The sequence below is a fragment of the Leifsonia virtsii genome (assembly GCF_030433675.1).
Lineage (GTDB): Bacteria > Actinomycetota > Actinomycetes > Actinomycetales > Microbacteriaceae > Leifsonia > Leifsonia virtsii.
The window spans coordinates 1,153,119-1,173,956 of the sequence record NZ_JAROCB010000001.1 but is presented as its reverse complement, the minus strand read 5'-3'; the positions used below and the strand labels follow the sequence as shown (position 1 = coordinate 1,173,956).

Here is a 20,838-nt window from a genome sequence, read left to right as displayed (position 1 = left end):
CGCGGCTACGACATTAGCTCATGCACGCGCGGGGCCACCTCTGTGCCGTACAGCTCGATGGAGCGCATGAGGTCCTCGTGCGGCAGCGTCCCGTTGCTCATCTTGATGTCGAACCGGGAGGCGCCGAGCCCCTTCGCCGCGTACGCGATCTTCTGGGCGACGGTCTCCGGCGAGCCGACGACGAGCGCGCCGTCCGGCCCGGCCTCGTGCTCGAACCGGGCGCGGGACGCGGGCGGCCAGCCGCGCTCGCGGCCGATGCGGTTCGTCATCACCTCGTAGTGCGGCCAGAGGATGTCCTTCGCCTCCTGGTCGGTCTCGGCGATGAAGCCGGGGGAGTGGACGCCGATCGGCAGCGTCGTGTCCTGGCCGAACTGCTCCAGCGCCTTGCGGTACAGCTCCGCCAGCGGCTGGAAGCGCATCGGGCCTCCGCCGATGATCGCGAGCACGAGCGGGAAGCCGTAGTGGGCAGCGCGGACGACCGACTCCGGGCTGCCGCCGACGCCGACCCAGGTCTTCAGCAGGCCGTGTTCGACGTGCGGGTAGACGGACTGCTCGGTGAGCGGGGCGCGCAGCTCGCCGGTCCAGGTCACCGGCTGCTGCTTGCGCACCTCGGCGAACAGAGCGAGCTTCTCCTCGAACAGCTCCTCGTACTTCGCCAGGTCGAGGCCGAACAGCGGGAACGACTCGATGAACGAGCCGCGGCCGAGGATCACCTCTGCGCGGCCTCCCGAGACCCCGTCGAGCGTGGCGAACCGCTGGAAGACGCGCACCGGGTCGTCGGAGCTCAGCACGGTGACGGCCGAGCCGAGGTGGATGCGCTCGGTCTGCCCGGCGATCGCCGCCAGCACGACCTCGGGCGCGGACACGGCGAAGTCGGAGCGGTGGTGCTCCCCGATGCCGAAGAAGTCGAGGCCGACGCGGTCGGCCAGCACCCCCTCCGCGACCACGTTGCGCAGCACCTGCGCCTGGGGCAGCGGGGCCCCCTCGGAGTCCAGCGTCACGTCGCCGAACGTGTCGATCCCGAGTTCCAGTGTCCCGGCCATGTCGTCCCCTCGATTCATGCGTCTGCATGGATGCTAGCGCCACGCGTCCCGAGGCTATTCCCGTTCAGGCCGGCCGCGCCCTCCGCGGGACGTAGCGCGGGATGTAGCGCGCCAGCATCCCGGCGCCCACCAGCCCGAGCACGCCCATCACCCCGCTGGCGAACGAGATCGAGACGAGCGCGGTCAGCAGCGACACGAACAGGGGAGCCGCGGCCTGACCGGCATCGGCCGAGAACCGCCACGCGCCGAGGAACGGCGCCGGGTGGTCCTTCGGCGCGAGGTCGGCGCCCAGGGTCATCACGATCCCGGAGCCGATGCCGTTCGCGACCGACAGGAACAGCGAGACGCCGATGTACCACGCGACGTTCGACGGCAGGTCGTGCGAGAACGCGAGGACGATGAACCCCGTCCCGAGCCCGAGCATCGACGGGATGGCGCTCCACATCCGGCCGAACCGGTCCATGATCTGCCCGCTGGCGTAGAACAGGGCGAAGTCGACCGCGCCGGCGATGCCGATGATGAGCGCCGTGTTCGACTCGCTCAGCCCGATGGACACGGCCCAGAGCGGCAGCAGCACCGTGCGGGCCGAGCGGATCGCCGCCACCAGGGAGACGCCGGCGCCCATCCGCAGCAGCACCTCTCGGAACGACCAGATCGTGCGGAACAGGCCGTGCGCGCGCTCCTCGGCGTCCTCCTCGCCCTCGGTCACGCGCTCACCGCGGTCGTCGGTGACGTGGGCGGACGGCCCGAACATCTTCTCCGGGTCGGGCAGCGCGATCAGCACGACCACCGAGCCGAGGCAGCTGACGATGAAGATCCAGAACACCGACTGCGTCGACCCCGTCGCGCTGATGACGAGGGAGGCGATCAGCGGCCCGACGAACCATCCCGCGCGGAAGATGCCGCCCAGCGTCGACAGCGCCCGCGCCCGGTACTGCACGGGAACGTACGAGGTCATGAAGGCGTGCCGGGCGAGCGCGAACACGGCGGTGGCGATCCCGACCAGGAAAATGCCGCCCATCAGCACCCAGTAGTTCGGCGCGACCAGGCAGACCGCGACGCCGGCGATGGCGACGACGGCCGCGCCGATCATCGAGGTGCGCTCGCCGACGCGGGAGACCACCCAGCCGCTCGGGATGTCGCCGGCCAGCTCGCCGAGCATCACCATGGACGCGATGAAGCCGGCCATCGCCAGGCTCGCACCGAGGTTGCCGGCGGCGACGGGGATGATCGGGATGATCGCGCCCTCCCCGATCGAGAACAGCAGCGTCGGGAGGAAGGCGGCGAGGGCGACGGAGCGGAAGCTGAACGGGCGCTCGTCGGAAGTCATGTCGTTAACACCGTACAACTTTCGGCAGGGGTCTCCCGCCCGGCGACGAGGTCCGGGCCGGTAGGCTGGATGCCGACATGATCGAACTCGACCTCTCCTCCCAGATCGCGGACCTGCGCTCCACCTTCTCCGACATCACCGCGGTCGTCGACGTGCCCAAGCTGCGCGCCGAGATCGCCGAGCTCAGCGAGCAGGCCGGGGCGCCCGACCTCTGGGACGACACCGCCAACGCACAGAAGGTGACCAGCGCGCTCAGCCACCGCCAGGCCGAGCTGTCGCGCATCACCGCCATCGAGCAGCGGCTCGACGACCTGGAGGTGCTGGTCGAGCTGGCGAACGAGGCGGAGGACGAGGAGTCCGCCGCCGAGGCCCGCGCGGAGCTGCAGTCGCTGCAGACCGCGCTCGGCGACCTCGAGGTGCAGACCCTGCTGAGCGGGGAGTACGACGAGCGCGCGGCGATCGTGACCATCCGCTCCGGCGCGGGCGGCGACGACGCCACCGACTTCGCCGAGATGCTCATGCGCATGTACCTGCGCTGGGCGGAGCAGCACAAGTACCCGGTCAAGGTGATGGACACCTCCTACGCCGAGGGTGCGGGCATCAAGTCGGCGACCTTCGAGGTGGACGCGCCCTACGCCTTCGGCACGCTGTCGGTGGAGGCCGGCACGCACCGGCTCGCGCGCATCAGCCCGTTCGGCTCGGCCGACAAGCGGCAGACCTCGTTCGCCGCGGTCGAGGTCATCCCGCTCATGGAGGAGGCGACCGAGGTCGAGATCCCCGAGGGCGACATCCGCGTGGACGTGTTCCGGTCCTCCGGTCCCGGCGGCCAGTCGGTCAACACGACCGACTCCGCCGTGCGCATCACCCACCTCCCGACCGGACTCGTCGTCTCGATGCAGAACGAGAAGTCGCAGATCCAGAACCGCGCTGCCGCAATGCGCGTCCTGCAGACCCGCCTGCTCCTGCTGCAGCGCGAGGAGGAGGCCGCGAAGAAGAAGGAGCTCGCCGGCACCATCACGGCGAGCTGGGGCGACCAGATGCGCTCCTACTTCCTCTACGGCCAGCAGCTGGTGAAGGACCTCCGCACCGGCTACGAGTCGGGCAACCCGAGCTCCGTCTTCGACGGCGACCTCGACGGGTTCATCGCGGCGGGCATCCGCTGGCGCGCGGGCAACAAGGCCGACGCCGACTCCTGATCCGCGCAAAGGCGACGTGCGGCGGCCGTCCGGCTCGCTGTCAGGCTTGCCGCCGCCGGGCATGTCGTTACTGCGGATCGCGGCGCGACTGCATAGTCTCGAACAGTCATGATCCGGTTCGAACACGTATCCAAGCAGTACCCGGGCACAGCGCGCCCGGCGCTGAACGGCATCAACCTCGAAGTGCTGCGCGGAGAGTTCGTCTTCCTCGTCGGCGCATCGGGGTCGGGCAAGTCCAGCTGCCTCCGCCTCATCCTGAAAGAGGAGAAGCCGACCAAGGGCAGGATCCACGTGCTGGGGCAGGACCTCGGCACGATCTCCTCCCGCAAGGTCCCCTACTTCCGCCGCAACATCGGCGTCGTCTTCCAGGACTTCCGCCTGCTTCCGAACAAGACGGTCTTCCAGAACGTCGCGTTCACGCTGCAGGTGATCGGCAAGTCGCGCGGCTTCATCCAGGAGGCCGTACCGGACGTGCTGAAGATGGTCGGACTCGACGGCAAGGCCCAGCGTCTGCCGCACGAGCTCTCCGGCGGTGAGCAGCAGCGTGTCGCGATCGCCCGCGCGGTGGTCAACAAGCCGCAGGTGCTGCTCGCCGACGAGCCGACCGGAAACCTGGACCCCGCGACGAGCGCCGGCATCATGGCCGTGCTCGAGCGCATCAACGCCGGAGGCACCACGGTGCTCATGGCGACCCACGAGGCCGCGATCGTCGACCAGATGAAGCGCCGCGTGATCGAGCTCGTCGGCGGCCAGATCGTGCGCGACGAGCGGCACGGCGGGTACGGCTTCACCGCCGCGATCCCGGTCGCCCAGCCGCTGGAGCGCGACGAGCCCGTCTCGGCGGCGACCCCCGTGTTCGCCGGGGCTGCGGCTGGATCGCACGTGGCAGGCGCCGCGGCCCACGCCGAGGGGCCGATGACCCGTCCGAACGCACCGACGTCGACGCCGACGGCGCCCGTGGCGGTGCCGCAGCAGACGGCGCCCGTGCAGCCGGTGCAGCAGCAGCCGTACGCGCAGCCGGTGCAGCCGCAGCAGCCGTACGAACAGCCGTACGCGGAGCCGGTGCAGCAGCAGCCCGTGCAGCAGCAGCCGGCCCAGCCGCAGCAGTCGTCGGCCTACCCGCCGCCGCAGCAGTTCGCGACAGCGCCCGTCCCCCCGGCGCCCTCCTCGGAGGAGCTGCCCGACCACCTCAACTTCACGGCCAACCTCGACCTCAGCGGTCTCCGCGAGGGCTCCGACCGTGACGGCGACCAGAATGTGGGGCCGACGAAATGAGATTCGGACTCATCTGGTCGGAGGTCGGCAACGGCCTCCGCCGCAACCTCTCCATGGTCGTCTCCGTCGTGCTGGTGACGTTCATCTCGCTGACCTTCGTGGGCACGGCCGTGCTGCTGCAGCTCCAGATCGGCCAGATGAAGACGTACTGGTACGACCGCGCCCAGGTCGCCGTGTATCTCTGCACCCCGACCGACAACTGCGCCAGCGGCCCGGCGAGCGACCAGACCGTCGAGGCGGTCAAGAAGCAGCTGGAGTCGCCCGAGCTCTCGCCCTACATCCAGAAGTTCTACTTCCAGGATCAGAAGCAGGGCTACGAGCAGTTCAAGGAGCAGTTCAAGGGCAACCAGATCGCCGACTTCGTCACGCCGGACATGATCCCGCAGACGTTCTGGGTGAACCTCAAGGACCCGAACCAGTCCGCGGTCCTCACCGAGACCCTCTCCGGGTCGGCCGGCGTGCAGAGCGTCGTCGACCAGCGCAGCTACCTGGATCAGATCTTCAGCATCCTGAACGCCGCCAGCTACACCGCCATCGGCGTCGCCGCGCTGATGCTGGTCGCGGCCGTGCTGCTGATCGCGACCACGATCCGGCTCTCCGCCTTCTCGCGCCGGAGGGAGATCGGGATCATGCGGCTGGTCGGGGCGTCGAACCGCTTCATCCAGACCCCGTTCATCATCGAGGGCGTGATCGCGGCGCTCGTCGGCTCGATCCTGGCGTCGGTGGTGATCGGCCTCGGCGTTCAGTTCTTCGTCCGCGGGTACCTGAGCGAGCGCATCCAGTCGATCAACTTCGTCGGGATGGAGCAGGCGTGGCTCGTCATCCCCATCCTGGTGGTGATCGGCGTCGTGCTCGCCGCCGCGTCCGCGAACTTCGCGATCAAGCGCTATCTGAAGGTCTAGGGGGCGCCTTGCGCTAGACTGGTCCGCTGCCCCCGCGAACCCGCGGGCGGATCCGGTGTCGACGTGAGGAGTGAGCCGTGCCGAAGGAACGTGGCCAGAAGGTCGTGGCCACCAATCGCCGTGCGCGCCACGACTACCTGATCGAGGACACCTTCGAGGCCGGACTCGTGCTGACCGGCACCGAGGTCAAGTCGCTGCGGCTGGGCCGGGCGTCGCTGGTCGACGGCTACGGCTTCGTCGACGGCGGTGAGGCGTGGCTCGACGCCGTGCACATCCCGGAGTACGCCGACGGCACCTGGAACAACCACGCGCCTCGGCGCAAGCGCAAGCTGCTGCTGCACAAGGCGCAGATCCTCAAGATCGAGAGCAAGGTGAAGCAGGGCGGTTACACCATCGTGCCGCTCTCGATCTACTTCAACGACGGCCGGGCGAAGGTCGAGATCGCGGTCGCGAAGGGCAAGCGCGAGTACGACAAGCGCCAGGCGCTGCGCGAGCGCCAGGACAAGCGCGAGGCGGAGCGGGCGATGTCGAACCGCAACCACCTGGGCGAGTGACCGGCGGTGCGAGACTAGCCTCATGGACTCCACCGCTCAGCGCCTCCCGATCGACGGCACCTACAACTTCCGCGACGTCGGGGGCTATCCGGCGGCGGGCGGCACCACGCGGGTGGGCAAGCTGTACCGCGCCGACGCGCTCGGCCGGCTGGGGGAGTCGGGCCGCGAGGCGTTGCGTGAGCTGGGCGTCCGGGTCGTGATCGACCTGCGCGACGACTTCGAGGTGGAGGCGCTGCCCGACGACCTGGACGGCCTCGACATCGAGGTGCTCCGGCTGCCGGTCTTCGAAGGCTCGGGTGCATCCGCGTCGAGCATCGGCGCGACGATCGTGCACCTCTACGACAAGATCGTCTTCCAGCACACCGACGTGATCGTGTCCGCGCTGCGCGAGATCGCCGACACCCGCGACGAGCCCGTGGTCGTGCACTGCACGGCAGGCAAGGACCGCACCGGCATCGTCGTCGCGCTCGCGCTGCTCGCCGTCGGGGTCGACCGGGAGACGGTCGTCGCCGACTACGCGCTCACCGAGGCCAACCTCGAGGGACCATGGCTGGAGGGCATGCTGGAGCTCGTCCGCGGCTACGGCGTCGAGGTGACGCCCGACCTGCGGGTGATCCTCGGCGGCAGCCCCCGCGAGGCGCTGGAGACGACGATCGACCGCATCGAGGAGCGCGCCGGCAGCGTGCGTGCCTACCTGCTCGACGCGGGGCTGGACGAGCTGGAGCTCGCGAAACTCCGTTCCGTGCTCGTCGAGCCGGCCTGAGCGGCCGACATTCTCATCGGACCCATAACCGGTTCCCAGCGCGATTCGGGGGGAACGCTGCTTTCATGTGAGCATGAGCGACACCCAGCCCACTGAGCCGCTTCCGCCACGGCCGGAGAACGCGACGCCTCCGCCTGCTGCGGGGCCGGCGCCCGCAGGCACCGCGCCGGCAGGCGCTCCGCCGGAGCCGTTCTACAAGCGGCACGGTCTCGCCTTCGCGATCTCGACCCTGGTGCTCTCGGTCGTCATCCTGCTCGGGCTGTTCACCGCCGGGGCCTTCGCGGTCGCGAACGTGGTCACGCACGTGGGGGAGCGGGCGATCTCGCGGGTGCTTCCGCAGGGTCAGCAGCCGGGGGTGCCCGGGATGCCGGGCATGCCCGGCCGGCCGGGCGACGGCGATGAGAACGGCAACGGCGGCAAGGGCGACGGGAACGGCCAGATGGGCCACGTTATGGTCCGCGGGACGATCGCCTCCATCTCCGGCGACACCTGGACCATCGATCGCGACGGAGGCGCCTCGGTGAAGGTGAAAGTGGACTCGTCGACCGTGTTCGGCGTCCCGGGCCAGTCGGCCTCGAAGTCGGACTTCGCGAGCGGCGACGAGGTCGTCGTGATCGGGACCCGCTCCGGCGGGACGGTGACCGCGACCCGTGTGCTCAAGCTCACCGGCTTCCCGACCCGGCCGCCGTCGACGCCGGGTCCCGCCACGCCGGGCTCCTGAACGTAGGGCGCCTGCGGCCGGTCAGCTGGCCGCGAACCGGGCGTGCACCTGGACCGCGATCGTCAGCTGCTCCGGCTTGAGCGCGAGCGTCGCCCCACCGCTGTCGGCCGAGACGGAGCGCGCGAACAGCGGCTGCGTTGGCTGACCGGGAGCCGACCCGTCGCCGAGCATCCCCGGGTCGCTGAGCGCGAGCGGCTTCACCGTCGTCAGCCCGAGGCTCGTCGCGTAAACGGTGGCCTTGGCCACGGCGTTCTCCACCGCACGCCGGCGCGCCTCCCGGGTGAGCGACTGGCGGCGCGCCTCGGTCAGCGACCAGGTGACCCCGTCGACCGTGACGCCGTCGAGCAGGGAGACGACGCCCACCCAGTCGGAGAGCGCGGCCAGGTCGCTGAACAGGGCGTCGATGCCGACCTCCGCGTGGTGCACGACCTCGAGACGCTGCCCGTCCGGACCCCAGGGCCGCTCGCCCCAGACGCGGAGCTGATCGGACGACCACTGCGTCACCGGGCCCGCCTGCGGGCTGTGCAGCTCCCGCAGCTCGGACGTGAGGGACATCTGGCGCTGCGTCGTGAGCGACAGCACCTCCTCCCGCGAGGGACCCTCGTACGACACCCGGAGCCGGAGCGCTCCCCGCTCCGCCGGGTGCCGCAGTTCGTACTCGCCTTGGACGGTGATGATCGTGTCGGCCATCCATCGATGCTGGCATAATGCGGCGGCCGTCGGTGTTGTATGATGAGAAGCTCGCCGGATGACGGCGGGCACTGCATCTGGACAACTCAACAGCGCGTGACAGCGACCCGGCCTCACGGCCGTTCACGGGGATGATCGGTTTCGACATTGTCTGCGTGACTGTGAGAAGCGGGTCGAGGATGCATGGTTATCTCGTTAACGATCCATGCGAAAAAATAAGTGCCAATAACAAGAGCACTGTCTCGGCCAAGGCCGACTTCGCCCTCGCGGCGTAAGTTCACCTCCGCCATTTGAGAGACCGTCAGACCGGGAACTGTTCCCTACCCGGATCCTGGCGTCAGCTAGGGGACTTGCTTCTGCATTGAGCATCAGGGTGCAGAGGGACTTCCACTGATACTGGGCCCGTCGGAGCAGGTGCCAGCGACAAGCTCCGGGGCCGAGAAAGCGATTTCACTGGCTACGCCCGTAGAAGGCACATGACCACAGCAGTGGACGGGGGTTCGATTCCCCCCATCTCCACTTACGGTCGCTGTCACGCGTTGTTCGAATCCAGGGCTCTTCCGGCGATCCGCCCCGCGTGATTGACTGCTCGCATGCCGATAGCTCCGGTCTTCAACGGGGGCGCCTTGGTCGCCGAGCTGGACGCCTGCCGGCTCCGGTCTGGGCTGGGCTGGCCGGCTCTGGCTGAGGAGCTGACGCAGCAGTCGGGCGAGCTGAGAGCCGCGCTGGGCGACCATGCTGTGTGCTCGGGGGCGCTCGTCCGCACGGTGCGACGCGGTTCGATGTCCTGCCAGTACGCGCTGATGCTGCTGCAATGGCTGGACCGTTCTCCCGAAGACTTCCTGTTCGGCGAGGGACGCGAGGTCGGGGACACGCGTCTGCCCGCCGTCGGGAAGGATGCCCGACTCCGCCTCGACCTTCCCGAACTCCATGACGCCGTGAACCAGGAGAGACGCCGACGCGGTCTGACGTGGGCGGCCCTCGCCGAACAGCTGGATTGCACCGCGAGCCGCCTCACCAACCTGCGCACCGCACGTCTTGCGGACATGGAGCTTACCATGCGGCTGACGCAGTGGCTGGGCCGGCCCGCGGCCGACTTCGTGTATCCCGCCACCTGGTGAGCAGTTGCCGTCTAGCCACGACGGCACCGCCAGACGTACCTTCTGGCCACGCGAAGCGATGGGCGCTTGGCGGAAGGAAGGGAGCCGTCATGACTTTCTGGGATTTCCTCGTCTGGGCGTTCTGGTTCTACATCGTGATCGTGTGCATCACGATCTTCATCCGCATCCTCATCGACATCTTCCGCGACCCCGAGCTGAACGGGTGGGCGAAGGCGCTGTGGGTACTGTTCATCGTCGTGGTGCCATTCCTCGCGGCGCTCATCTACCTGATCGCCCGCGGTAGGAAGATGGCGCAGCGGAGCATGGCGGGCGCCGTGGAGGCGCAGCAGGCCAACGACCAGTACATCCGGTCGGTCGCGGGGTCCGGTTCGGCGGCGGATGAGATCGAGTCCGCGAAGCGGCTGCTCGACAGCGGGGCCATCACCCCGGCCGAGTTCGACACGCTGAAGGCGAAGGCGCTCGCCGGGCAGAGCTGACCACGATCGGGCACCGGGTTCCGTAGCCTCGGCGCGCGGGCCTAGGGTGAGGCATGACCGTCACACACGAACGGGGGCGGCGATGCTGATCACGGAGGACGTCCGGACCTCGGACATCGAGGAGGCGGAACGCGTGCTCGCCGGGACGTACCGCCGCGCGAACGTCCTCGAGACCCGCGAGCCGTTCCGCTTCGAGCAATCGGTGCGCGGCGACGACCGTGTCCAGCTCGCGCGGTACCGCATCCCGTCGCCTGCCGAATTCGCGGTGGATGTGGACGGGGTGCTCGCCGTCGGTTCTCTCCTCTCAGGCGCCTACCGGGCCGAGGCGAACGGGGAGGGCGTCGACCCGTCGGGCGCCTTCCTCCTCCCTCCCGGTCAGGCCCGCTCGTGGTCGCGCGGGCTCGACCTCGCCACGGTGTACCTCGACCTGCGGGCGCTGGCCGCCGCGGTCGCCGGTCCGGAGTTCGACGTCGTGCGACTGCGCGTGGTCGCACTCCACCCCATCGACGCGGCGATGCAGCGGCAGTGGGATGCGGCCCGCCGGTTCGCGGCCGAGACCTTCGAGAACCCCGCGCTGCTCGGCGAGGATCTCGTGCGGCGCACGGTCGGGGACGTGCTCATAGCCCACGCGCTCGCCTGCTTCGCCGTCGAGGTGCCGGAGGGAACGCCGAGCGGCACGGCCGACCGGCCGGCCACCCTGCGCCGGGCGCTGCGGTTCATCGACGACAACGCGTCCCGGCCGATCGGGGTGGAGGAGATCGCGGGCGCGGCGCGGTTGAGCCCGCGCGGACTGCAAGACCTGTTCCGCCGCTCCCTCGGCACGACCCCGACACGGTACCTGCGGGCCGTACGGCTCGATGGCGCGCGGGCGGAGCTGGAACGCTCCGACGCGGAGAGCGCCTCGGTGGCGGAGATCGCCGCACGCTGGGGGTTCGTCCACGCGGCACGGTTCGCACAGGCGTACCGTGAGGCCTTCGGCGAGAACCCGAGCCGGACGCTGCGGCGCTGAGGCTGCGTCGGGGGCCCGGGGCTACACGTGCTGAAGGACGTGCTCGGCGGGCCTGGTCCGCCGCACCGTGAACCGGTGCCCCGCCGTCATGGGATGTCCCGATTCATTCATGACGACGAGGCCGGTCGAACTGTCGGCGGAGTCCGCGAGGCGCTGAAGCCAGTCGCGGTCGATCGCCGGCAGACGGGAACCCTCGAATTTGAAGTAGAGGGGGATGGGGGGGTCGAGCCAGATCGCACTCCGGCCGTCTCCCATGTCGGGGCTGTCACGCCACGACAGCACGAACCCCTGGCGCCGCCGCAGCTTGTTCACGATCACGATCTCGAGATGCGACAGCAGGCGGTCGTCGAACTCCACCGCCACTCCCGCGTACGTCAACGAACCCACGGTCACCTCCCGTCACCCGGGTTGCGTTCCTCCCCTTCCTCCCTTTTGCGCATGATGTATACGGAAAGCGCAGAACTTGCACTGATGAATCGGCTGGGCGGCTCCGTCAGGCGTGGTGACGGCGTTCCAGAGCCGCGCCCTCGACATCCACGTTCGGCAGGATGCGGTCGAGCCAGCGCGGGATCCACCAGGCCGAACGACCCAGCAGGTGCATGAGCGCGGGCATGAGCAGCATCCGCACCGCGAACGCGTCAACGAGCACGCCGAACGCCAGGCCGAACCCGAACGAGCGGATCATGGTGGAGTCGCTGAAGACGAACCCGCCGAAGACGGAGACCATGATGAGCGCGGCGGCCACGACCACGGTCCGGCCGGCGCGGAACCCGCGGGCGACCGCCAGCCGTGCGGGCGCCCCGTGGACGTAGGCCTCGCGCATCCCGGAGGCCAGGAAGAGCTGGTAGTCCATGGCGAGGCCGAACAGGATCCCGACGAGGATCACCGGCAGGAAGCTGAGCACCGGACCGGTGTGGATCCCGAGCGCGTCGGCGCCCCAGCCCCACTGGAACAGGGCCGTGACGGCGCCGTAGGTGGCGAACAGCGACAGGATGAAGCCTCCCGTCGCGATCAGCGGCACCAGGAGCGAGCGGAAGACCAGGATCATGATGATCAGCGACAGTCCCACCACGACGAGCAGGTAGAGCGGCAGCACGGCGGCGAGGTTTGCGGAGATGTCCTGGTTGATCGCCGTCTGCCCGGAGACGCCGAGCCGGATGCCGCCGTCGAGCGGGCCGAGGTCGCGCAACGCGTTCACGAGCTTCTCGGTGGAGACCGCGTTCGGCCCCTCCTCGGGCACGACCTGGAAGGCGAGCAGCTCGCGGTCCTTCGAGACCGCGATCGGTGCGACCGCGGAGACGTCGTGCTGGTCGGCGAGGGTCTTCGCCACCCGCAGCTGCATGGCGGTCACGTCCGCCTCGGCGACGCCGCCCGCGACGGTCGCGGTCACGAGCAGGGGACCGGTGGACCCGGCGCCGAACGCGTCGGCGGTCTCGGTGAACGCGTCGTACGTGGTCGAGCCGACCGGCTCGGACGATCCGTCGGGCAGACCGACCCGCATCGACAGCGCGGGGATGGCGACGATCAGCAGCACCACGGCGGTGACGACCACCGTGAGCACGGCGCGCCACGTGCGCATCGGGCGGACGTTCGGGTCGGAGTGCTGCTCCGTGCCGATCCTGGCGCGGGCCCGCCGGCTCAGCAACCGCGTCCCGAGCAGTCCGAGCAGGGCCGGCGTGAGGGTCACTGCGATGAGCACCGCGAGGATGACGGCCACCGCGCCGACCGTTCCCATCAGCCCGAGGAACGGCACCCCGGTCACGTTGAGCGCGAGCAGGGCCACGACGACGGTCGTGCCGGCGAAGACGACCGCGTTGCCGGAGGTGCCGTTGGCGAGGCCGATGGATTCGCGCACCTCGGCGCCTTCGAGCAGCTGACGGCGATGCCGGTTCACGATGAAGAGGGAGTAGTCAATGCCGACCGCGAGCCCGAGCATGATCGCCAGAACCGGGGTGACCGAGGCCATGTCGACCACGCCGGAGAAGGCGAGGGACCCGAGCGCGGCGACGGCGACGCCGAACAGAGCGGTCACGAGCGGCAGCGCCGCGGCGACGATCGAGCCGAGCACGACGACGAGCACGATCGCGGCGAACACGACGCCGACCGCCTCGCCGACGCCGACGATCTGCGGAACGCCCTGCGCGATGTCGGTCGAGAACGAGACCCGCACGCCGTCGACGGGCTTCGACTCGAAGTGGTGGATGGCGGCCTGCTTCGCGTCCTCCGACAGCTCCAGCCGGGGCTTGGTGAAGGCGATGTTGACGAGCGCGGTCGAGCCGTCCTTCGAGACGACGCGGATGCCGTCCGAGAGCGACAGCAGCTCGGAGCCCTGCTCGAGCTCCGTGCGCTTCTCGGTGAGCTGGGCGCGGCCCTGGTCGATGGTCTGCTGCTGCACGTCGAGTGCCGTGGTGGGGGCTCCCGCAGCCTGCAGCTGGGCCTTCGCGGCATCCAGCTGCGCCTGGCCGGCGTCGAGCTGCGCCGCCGCGGCATCCAGCTGGGTCCGGCCATCGGCGACCTGCTGCCTGGCCTGCGCGCGCTGCGCCTCGGTGGCGAAGGGGTCGACGACCTTGGAGACGTCGGGGAGGCTGTCCGCATCCTTGACGAGCGCGCTGATCGCGGCCCGCTGGTCGGCGTCGAGCACAGAACCGTCCTTGGTCTGGAAGACGACGGTGCCCGACGCGCCCGCATAGTCCGGGAGCTTCTCGGTGAGCTCGTCGACGACCTTGCCCGAGGCGGTGTTCGGCACGTCGAAGCTGGTCGCGAGCCCCTTGAAACCGATCAGGAACCCGCCGACCGCGATGCCGAGTACGAGCAGCCACGCGACGATCACCTTCCCGCCGCGGCGCGCGGAGAACTTCCCGATCCGGTACAGCAGCTCGGCCATGACGTCCCTTCGTGTGGCGTGGGTCGGTTCATAATACGCAACGGTCCGTCTCGTAAAGTGACGATAGGCTGGGAGCCATGGCCGGACGACGGGGTGCTCCGCGCAGCGAGGCCGCGCGCGTGGCGATCCTCGACGCCACCGCGGCCCTGTTCGCCGAGCGCGGCTACGACCACCTGAGCATCGAGGGCATCGCGGCGCGCGCCGGCGTCGGCAAGCAGACCGTCTACCGCTGGTGGTCGGGCAAGAGCGCCCTGATCGCCGACTGCCTGCTCGAGGGGATGCTGCTGCCCGGCACCCTCGACTTCCCGGACACCGGCGACCTGCGCGCCGACATGACTTCCTGGCTGAAGACGGCCGAGGGCATCATCGAGAGTCCGACCGGCGTGGGCCTGTTCCGCTCGCTGATCGCCGCGGCGACGGAGAACGAGGACGTCGGCCGCCGGCTGCGCGAGAGCCTCGCCGATCCGCGGCTCTTCGCGTCCCGGCTGCGCGAGGCCCGCGAATCCGGCGACCTCCGCGCCGACCTCCCGATCGAGGACGTGAGCGAGACCATCATCGGCGCCCTCGTCTTCCGTGCGCTCGCCCGTACGCCCTCGGACCCGGGTTACGCCGAGCGCCTCGTCGACCTGGTGCTCGGCCCGGCCGCCTCCTGAGAGCCCACGATTCGTGCCGAATGAGCGCTATTCGTCACGAATTGCGCTCATTCGGCACGAATCGCGAGGGTCCAGTCGAGCGCGACGCCGAGCGCCGTGAGCACGGAGACGTGCCCCTCGCGAGGACGGATCCAGAGCTCGGCGTCCGGGAGCCGCTCCAGCATCGCCGCGGCGTGCGGTGCGGGGACGACGCGGTCGGCGCCGCCCTGGATCAGGAGCACGGGCGTGCGCACCGCACGCAGCTCGACGCCCCACGGCGCGACGTAGGCCAGGTCGTCGTCGGCCTCGCCCACCGGACCCTCCGCCGCGCCGGCGCCGGCGTCCGCCCCGAGCGCACCCCAGGCCCCGTTCAGCGTCTCGTAGTCGCGCGAGGTGAACGACTCCGGGTCGAACTCCGCCGTCTCCGCGAAGGCGAGCCGGGCGTCGCGCCCGGCCAGCGCGGCGCGCAGCGCGTCGGGCGACGCCATCCCGGAGAACCAGTCGGGGGAGTGGTCGAAGGGGGCGAGCCCGGCGAGCGTGACCGTCGCCGTCACCCGCTCGCCCGCGAGGGCGGCGAGTGCGAGGGCGTGCGGTCCGCCTCCGGACGCACCCACGGTGACGAAGCGCTCGACGCCGAGCGCGTCCGCGATCGCCAGCACGTCCGCCGCAGCGTCGGCGATGGAGCGGCCGGGCAGGGCGTCCGACCCCGGATAGCCGGGCCGCGCCGCCGAGACGACCCGGAAGCCGCGCGCGGCGGCCTCGGCGGCGACGGGTGCGATCACCGCGCCGGTCTGCGGCGTCCCGTGGTGCCAGATGAGCACAGGCGCGGCGGGGTCGCCGCCGGTGTCGAAGTACCGGACGGCGCGGCCGTCGGCGGTGACGAAGGATCGGGGGTCGCTCATGGCCGCCATGCCTCCAGCTCGTCGAGCAGCTGCGCCTTGCGCTGGTCCGATGCGAACGACGCCTCGATCGAGGTGCGGGCGAACTGTCGCGCCTGGTCCGCCGTGACGCCCAGCGCATCCCGGACCGCCTCGAAGTTGCGGCCCACGTAGCCGCCGAAGTACGCCGGGTCGTCCGAGTTGACGGTCACCCGGACGCCCGCCGCATCCAGCCGGAGCAGCGGATGGTCGCGCAGGTCGGGCGTGGCCTGCAGCCGCACGTTCGACAGCGGGCACACCGTGAGCGGGATGCGCTCGGACGCCAGACGCGCGACCAGCTCGTCGTCCTCGATCGAGCGGATGCCGTGATCGATGCGCTCCACCTTCAGCAGGTCGAGCGCCTCCCACACATACGCGGGCGGTCCCTCCTCGCCGGCGTGGGCCACGACGTGTAGGCCGGCCGCGCGCGCCCGGGCGTAGACGCCTTCGAACAGCGACGGCGGGTAGCCGACCTCGGCGGAGTCGAGTCCGACGCCGATGATGCGGTCGGTGCGGGCGAGGCCCGCGGTGAGCGCCTCCTCGGCCGACTCGACCGGCTGGTCGCGGAGGAAGCACAGGATGAGGCCGCCCGACATCCCGAGCTCGCGCTCCGCCTCGTCGAGCGCGTCGCCGATCCCGTCGACCACGTCGTCGAACGCGACGCCGCGGGCCGTATGTGCTTGAGGGTCGAAGAACAGCTCCGCGTGCCGCACGCCCTGCACATGAGCGCGGCGCAGGTAGCGGCGGGTCAGCTCGGCGAAATCCTCTCGGGTGCGCAGCACCGCCATCGTCGCGTAATAGAGGTCGAGGAACGACTGCAGGTCGTCGAAGTCGTACTGCGCGGCCAGCTCAGCGACATCCGCGTACGGCAGTTCCACCCCGTTGCGTGTCGCGAGCTCGAACGCCAGCTCCGGCTCCAGGGTCCCCTCGATGTGGAGATGCAGCTCGGCCTTCGGGAGGGCGGACAGGGCGTCGTCGGTGAGGGCGTCGGTCATGTCTACGATCCTCCCACCGACGGACCCGTCTGCGCCGCCCGATGGACGCGCGGCTGCCGGAGCGACCGTAGCGTTGAGCCATGCCTCCCGCCCGCTCCCGTCGCGTTGTCCTCGCCGCGGCCGCGCTGCTGACCGTCGCCGCGGGCCTCGCCGTCGCCCGGTGGACCGACAGTGCCGCCTGGACCTTTGTGGGCGACGCGCTGTACGCCGTTCTCATCTACACGATCTTCGCGGCCGTCGCCGTGCGGGCTCGGCCCGCCGTGGTCGCCACCGTCGCGACCGCGATCTGCGCGGCGGTCGAGGTCTTCCAGCTCACCGGCGTCCCGGCCGCGCTCGCGCAGACCGTGCCGGTTGCCGCGCTGGTGCTGGGCACCACGTTCCAATGGTCGGACCTGCTCGCCTACCTGCTCGGCGCGGTCGCTGCGGCCCTGGTGGACGGGGTCAGCCGACGCGCAGCAGGATCTTCCCGCGGTGCGCCGAGCTCTCCATCCTCCGGTGCGCGGCCGCCGCATCCTCCAGAGGGAACACCGAGTCGATGACCGGCCGGACACGGCCCTCGGCGAGCAGCGGCCACACCGCCGCGCGCACCCCGGCGATGACGGCCGTGCGCTCGGCGAGGGGCCGGGCGCGCAGCGTGGTGCCGTGGATGCTCGCGCGCTTGCGCATGAGCAACCCCATGTCGACCGCAGCAGGCTCCCGGTCGCGCACAGCGATCGACAGGATGCGACCGCCCACTGCGAGGGCCTCCAGGTCCCGGGCGATGTACGACCCGCCGACGATGTCGAGGACGACGTCCAAGCCGCGGCCGTCGGTGAACGCGCGCGCCGCCTCCACGAAGTCCTGCGTGCGGTAGTCCACCGCTGCCTGAGCGCCGAGTTCGCGGCAGAACGCCGCCTTGTCGGCGCTGCCCGCGGTCGCGATGACCTCGGCGCCGAACGCGACGCCCAGCTGGATGGCCATGCTGCCGATGCCGCTCGACCCGCCGTGCACCAGCAGCGTCTCGCCGGCTACCAGCCGCCCGATGCGGAAGACGTTCGACCAGACCGTGGCCGCCACTTCGGGGAGACCGGCCGCCTCGACCAGGTCCACCGACTCCGGCACCGGGAGGGCGAGCCCGGCATCGACCGTGACGAGCTCGGCGTAGCCGCCGCCCGGCAGCAGCGCACACACCCGGTCGCCGACGCTCCAGCCGTCGACCCCGGGACCCACCGCGTCGACCGTGCCGGAGACCTCGAGCCCCGGCCACTCGGGGGCGCCAGGCGGCGCCGGATAGAAGCCGCGGCGCTGGCTGAGGTCGGCCCCGTTGAGCCCGGCCGCGGCGACGCGGATACGGAGCTCGTGCTCGCCGGGAACCGGATCGGGCCGCTCCTCGAGCGCAAGCACCTCCGGCCCGCCCGGCTGCGTCACGACGACGGCGCGCATCAGGCGCCCGTCCGCTGCGTCGGCTGCGCCCGCTCGGGCCGGCGGCCGAGCACATCCCGGATGCGCACCTTGCTGGTGTACTCGATCGACCCGTAGCGGAACAGCCGCACCGCGATGCGCAGCACCACCACCGACAACGCGAACAGCTCGACGATGATGACGATCGCCTGCCACAGCGGCAGTGAGCCGAAGGCGTTCAGGATCAGGGCCGTGATCGGCGCGGTGTAGGGGAAGTAGGCGAGCAGCTGCACGATCGGCGCCTGCGGGGAGCTGATCGCGAAGCCCGACGCGTACAGCGGGATGACGACGGCGAAGATCACGACGGAGAACACCGGCGCCGCATCCTTCGCCGTGGGCATGACGGCGCCGACGGCCACCAGCGTGCCGGTGAACAGCGCGAACCCGCCGATGAGGATGAGCGCGCCGACGATCATCTTCTGCGGGTCGAACACCAGTCCGCTGAGGTCGAAGTTCGGCAGCTGCAGCTGGTCGCGGAAGAACAGGTACCCGATCAGCATCGGCAGCGCGAAGACGGCCAATTGGATGATCCCGATGGCGAACAGCGAGATCACCTTGCCGATCAGCAGGTTCGTCGGGTTGATCGTCGTCAGGATCATCTCCGTGACGCGGTTCTCCTTCTCCTCCAGCGTGGAGTTCAGCATCTGGTTGCCGAGGAACACGATCACGATGAAGAACGCGGCGAGGAAGACCAGGGCGGGCAGGATGGCCTCGAAACCGGGTGCGACCTTCCCGTCCTTGAACGTGGTGGTCGAGGTGCTGACGTCTCCGCGCAGCACCGCCACATCGGTCGGATCGCCGACCTTCTTCTCCACGCTCGCCGCCAGCAGCGACTGCGCGACGGCGGAGTACCTGCTGTTCTGGAACACCCCCGCGTCCTCGCCCCACACCTTGACGGTCTGCTTCGCCGGGTCGGCCGGGTAGGAGAAGTACGCCGGCGTCCCGCCGATCTGCACCTCCTCGACGCCCTCCGCCTCCGAGGCGATCTCCGTGCCGCCGTACTGCTTGGCGATGCCGGCGTCGACGAGGCCGGAGGCGTCGGTGTACAAGAACTCGAAGCGCGCGTTCTTCTGCTGGTCGGCCGTGTTCGCCGTGGACACGTTGGAGGCGATGATGAGGCCGCCCAGCCCGAACACGAGGATCGGGAGGATGAGCGTGATCGCCCAGAACCGCCGCTTGGTGACGGTGCGGCGGAACTCGAACGCGATGACGGTGCCCAGGTTGTGGCGGGCCATGTGTCAGTCCTCCTGGCTCTCTGCGCCGTAGACCTCGACGAAGATGTCGTCGAGCGACTTCCGGGTGGGGGCGAAGCGCGAGACGCGGACGCCCGCATCCACGAGTCCCTGCAGGATAGCGGCGGCGTCGGCGCCGTCGACCACCTCCAGCTGGGCGTGACCGTCCACGTCCGAGAGCAGCCGGTACGCAGGGGAGTCGGGGATGGCGCCGGCGTGGTCGACGTGCACGATCGTGCCGCCGAACTGGTCCTGCACCTCCTCGACGGTGCCGTAGGCGCGCGCCGTGCCGTCCTTCAGCAGGATGACGCGGTCGCAGAGGCGCTCCACCTCCTCCATCTGGTGGGTCACCATCATGACTGTGGAGCCGGCGCGCTTCTGGTCGTCGATGATGTCCATGAGCAGGCGCCGGTTGACCGGGTCGAAGCCCTTGGTCGGCTCGTCGAGGATGAGGAGCTCGGGGTCGTTCATGATGGTCACGCCCAGCTGCACCTTCTGCTGCTGGCCGCCGGAGAGCTTGTCGAGCCGCACCTTCTCCTTGTCGCCGATGCCGACGCGCTCCAGGTAGGCGCGAGACCAGCGCCGCGCCTGCTCGGCGCCGAGCCCCTTCAGCCGGCCGAAGTAGACCATGACGTCGATCACGGACTCCTTCTTGTACAGCCCGCGCTCCTCCGGGAGGTAGCCGAGCCGTTCCCCTGCCTCCGGGCTGAACGGGCGACCGTCGATGTGGAGCACCCCTGCGGTCGGCTGGTAGATGCCGAGCAGGGCGCGGATCGTCGTCGTCTTGCCCGAGCCGTTGCTGCCCAGGAACCCGAACGTCTCGCCCCGCCGGATGTCGAAGGAGAGGTCGCGGATCACGGTGGTGCGGCCGAAGTCCATCCGGAAGTTGGCGATGTGGACCAGCGGCTCCGTCGTCGTCGTGGGTGTCGGTGCGCTCACCCGGCCAGCCTAGGGGCACGGCCGACGCCGCGCGAAGTGGGAGCGATGCCCGTCCTGCCCGCCGACGAGTCGGCAGGCAGGACAGGGGTCATGCGGGCTGATCCCCGTTCACCTCAATAGGGCGTGTACCAGGCGGCCTTCCCCCCGAGGCTGAACTGCGCGCTGGGCGACCCCGTGTTGGTTCCGGTGGCTGCGAGGGTGTTGCCGTCGGGCTGGACCTGGACGAGTTTCCCGTTGGACTTCGCCAGGAGGCTCCGGGACTGGCCGCCGTTGTTGACGAGGGAGAAGAGCTCCCACGTGCTGGCCGCCGTGCGGTCGGCGACGAGGCGGCTGCCGTCGGGCGCCGCTGACACGTACTTGCCGTTGGACGCCTTCAGCGCATAGGTGCATTCCGTGCTGCTGGTCTTGTAGGTATTGCTGCCGACCAGCGAGAGGGTGAACTCCTCCCACGTGCTGGCGAACGTCTGATTGTTGCCGGCGATCACGGGGGTTCCTGCGTTGTCGAGGCGAGCCGACATGTAGAACCCCGTCCAGGCATTCTTGAACGTGAAGTTGCCGCTCGGAATCGGACAGTAGTTGGTGATGCCGTACTCGATCGGCGTTGCCTGCGCGGGGACGGCGGAGAACAGTCCGATTCCGGCGGCGACGGCAGCGGTCGCCGCGATACCCGCGATTCTCGAACGCATCAGCTTCGTCTTCATTTCTTCTCTTTCTTGGCT

At 70.0% G+C, this 20,838-nt stretch carries 22 protein-coding genes and 1 other RNA gene; 12 read left to right on the top strand and 11 right to left on the bottom strand.

The features are described from left to right. Positions 1–5: 5 nt before the first annotated feature. Together P5G59_RS05690 and P5G59_RS05685 are read right to left on the bottom strand one after the other, a co-directional pair. Complete coding sequence (locus tag P5G59_RS05690) at positions 6–1,043, bottom strand: LLM class flavin-dependent oxidoreductase (RefSeq protein WP_301216838.1); 1,038 nt, start codon at positions 1,041–1,043, stop codon at positions 6–8. A gap of 64 nt (positions 1,044–1,107) precedes the next feature. Continuing rightward, positions 1,108–2,373, bottom strand: a complete 1,266-nt coding sequence (locus P5G59_RS05685; protein ID WP_301216836.1) for an MFS transporter — start codon at positions 2,371–2,373, stop codon at positions 1,108–1,110. A 77-nt stretch (positions 2,374–2,450) separates the two neighbouring features. Here P5G59_RS05685 and prfB point away from each other — a divergent pair, with 77 nt between their 5' ends. From prfB to P5G59_RS05655, 6 genes are all read left to right on the top strand, one after another. Then, positions 2,451–3,569 carry a peptide chain release factor 2 gene (prfB, locus tag P5G59_RS05680; RefSeq protein ID WP_301216835.1) on the top strand — a complete coding sequence of 373 codons (1,119 nt, stop codon included), beginning with the start codon at positions 2,451–2,453 and terminating at the stop codon, positions 3,567–3,569. A gap of 108 nt (positions 3,570–3,677) precedes the next feature. Beyond that, positions 3,678–4,844 carry a cell division ATP-binding protein FtsE gene (gene ftsE, locus P5G59_RS05675; protein ID WP_301216834.1) on the top strand — a complete coding sequence of 389 codons (1,167 nt, stop codon included), beginning with the start codon at positions 3,678–3,680 and terminating at the stop codon, positions 4,842–4,844. Further along, a complete protein-coding gene (gene ftsX, locus P5G59_RS05670) occupies positions 4,841–5,746 on the top strand; it encodes a permease-like cell division protein FtsX (protein ID WP_301216832.1) in 906 nt (301 codons plus the stop codon). Before ftsE ends, ftsX begins: the two co-directional genes overlap by 4 nt. Before the next feature lie 77 nt (positions 5,747–5,823). Beyond that, a complete protein-coding gene (gene smpB / locus P5G59_RS05665; protein WP_301216830.1) occupies positions 5,824–6,300 on the top strand; it encodes an SsrA-binding protein SmpB in 477 nt (158 codons plus the stop codon). 22 nt (positions 6,301–6,322) lie between these two features. Beyond that, on the top strand, positions 6,323–7,063 hold the full coding sequence (locus tag P5G59_RS05660; protein WP_301216828.1) for a tyrosine-protein phosphatase: 741 nt from the start codon (positions 6,323–6,325) through the stop codon (positions 7,061–7,063). A 73-nt stretch (positions 7,064–7,136) separates the two neighbouring features. Then, positions 7,137–7,784 carry a DUF5666 domain-containing protein gene (locus P5G59_RS05655; protein WP_301216826.1) on the top strand — a complete coding sequence of 216 codons (648 nt, stop codon included), beginning with the start codon at positions 7,137–7,139 and terminating at the stop codon, positions 7,782–7,784. A 21-nt stretch (positions 7,785–7,805) separates the two neighbouring features. Here P5G59_RS05655 and P5G59_RS05650 read toward each other — a convergent pair whose 3' ends face one another. Then, a complete protein-coding gene (locus tag P5G59_RS05650; RefSeq protein WP_301216824.1) occupies positions 7,806–8,474 on the bottom strand; it encodes an SIMPL domain-containing protein in 669 nt (222 codons plus the stop codon). 127 nt (positions 8,475–8,601) lie between these two features. Between P5G59_RS05650 and ssrA the strand changes: the two genes are divergently transcribed. The 4 genes from ssrA (at position 8,602) to P5G59_RS05630 (ending at position 11,080) form a co-directional block, all read left to right on the top strand. Next, positions 8,602–8,996: a transfer-messenger RNA gene (gene ssrA, locus P5G59_RS05645) on the top strand. A 71-nt stretch (positions 8,997–9,067) separates the two neighbouring features. Further along, entirely contained in the window at positions 9,068–9,595 is a 528-nt protein-coding gene (locus tag P5G59_RS05640) for a hypothetical protein (RefSeq protein ID WP_301216822.1), read from the top strand. 89 nt (positions 9,596–9,684) lie between these two features. Further along, positions 9,685–10,071, top strand: coding sequence for an SHOCT domain-containing protein (locus P5G59_RS05635; RefSeq protein WP_301216820.1), 387 nt, complete (start codon positions 9,685–9,687; stop codon positions 10,069–10,071). A gap of 82 nt (positions 10,072–10,153) precedes the next feature. Then, the gene (locus P5G59_RS05630) at positions 10,154–11,080 is read left to right on the top strand and encodes a helix-turn-helix transcriptional regulator (protein WP_301216818.1); all 927 of its coding nucleotides are present in this window, start codon (positions 10,154–10,156) and stop codon (positions 11,078–11,080) included. A 21-nt stretch (positions 11,081–11,101) separates the two neighbouring features. Here P5G59_RS05630 and P5G59_RS05625 read toward each other — a convergent pair whose 3' ends face one another. Together P5G59_RS05625 and P5G59_RS05620 are read right to left on the bottom strand one after the other, a co-directional pair. Next, a complete protein-coding gene (locus P5G59_RS05625) occupies positions 11,102–11,467 on the bottom strand; it encodes a DUF7882 family protein (protein WP_487247319.1) in 366 nt (121 codons plus the stop codon). A 106-nt stretch (positions 11,468–11,573) separates the two neighbouring features. Beyond that, entirely contained in the window at positions 11,574–13,964 is a 2,391-nt protein-coding gene (locus P5G59_RS05620; protein ID WP_301216814.1) for an MMPL family transporter, read from the bottom strand. A 77-nt stretch (positions 13,965–14,041) separates the two neighbouring features. Here P5G59_RS05620 and P5G59_RS05615 point away from each other — a divergent pair, with 77 nt between their 5' ends. Continuing rightward, the gene (locus P5G59_RS05615) at positions 14,042–14,617 is read left to right on the top strand and encodes a TetR/AcrR family transcriptional regulator (protein ID WP_301216812.1); all 576 of its coding nucleotides are present in this window, start codon (positions 14,042–14,044) and stop codon (positions 14,615–14,617) included. Positions 14,618–14,664: 47 nt separating this feature from the next. Here P5G59_RS05615 and P5G59_RS05610 read toward each other — a convergent pair whose 3' ends face one another. Then, positions 14,665–15,498: an alpha/beta fold hydrolase gene (locus P5G59_RS05610; RefSeq protein ID WP_301216810.1), complete on the bottom strand. Its 834-nt coding sequence runs from the start codon at positions 15,496–15,498 to the stop codon at positions 14,665–14,667. Beyond that, positions 15,495–16,508 (bottom strand): adenosine deaminase, encoded by a 1,014-nt coding sequence (locus tag P5G59_RS05605; protein WP_301216809.1) that lies wholly within the window; start codon positions 16,506–16,508, stop codon positions 15,495–15,497. Before P5G59_RS05605 ends, P5G59_RS05610 begins: the two co-directional genes overlap by 4 nt. Before the next feature lie 80 nt (positions 16,509–16,588). Between P5G59_RS05605 and P5G59_RS05600 the strand changes: the two genes are divergently transcribed. Beyond that, positions 16,589–17,047: a ribosomal maturation YjgA family protein gene (locus tag P5G59_RS05600; protein WP_301216808.1), complete on the top strand. Its 459-nt coding sequence runs from the start codon at positions 16,589–16,591 to the stop codon at positions 17,045–17,047. Here P5G59_RS05600 and P5G59_RS05595 read toward each other — a convergent pair. The 4 genes from P5G59_RS05595 to P5G59_RS05580 form a co-directional block, all read right to left on the bottom strand. Then, positions 16,950–17,930, bottom strand: coding sequence for an NAD(P)H-quinone oxidoreductase (locus P5G59_RS05595; RefSeq protein ID WP_301216806.1), 981 nt, complete (start codon positions 17,928–17,930; stop codon positions 16,950–16,952). The two genes, P5G59_RS05600 and P5G59_RS05595, sit on opposite strands and share 98 nt — an antisense overlap. Next, positions 17,930–19,183 carry an ABC transporter permease gene (locus P5G59_RS05590; RefSeq protein WP_301216804.1) on the bottom strand — a complete coding sequence of 418 codons (1,254 nt, stop codon included), beginning with the start codon at positions 19,181–19,183 and terminating at the stop codon, positions 17,930–17,932. Before P5G59_RS05590 ends, P5G59_RS05595 begins: the two co-directional genes overlap by 1 nt. Before the next feature lie 3 nt (positions 19,184–19,186). Continuing rightward, entirely contained in the window at positions 19,187–20,059 is an 873-nt protein-coding gene (locus P5G59_RS05585) for an ABC transporter ATP-binding protein (protein WP_435871246.1), read from the bottom strand. Between the two features lie 173 nt (positions 20,060–20,232). Then, complete coding sequence (locus P5G59_RS05580; RefSeq protein WP_301216800.1) at positions 20,233–20,805, bottom strand: fascin domain-containing protein; 573 nt, start codon at positions 20,803–20,805, stop codon at positions 20,233–20,235. Between the last annotated feature and the right edge of the window lie 33 nt (positions 20,806–20,838).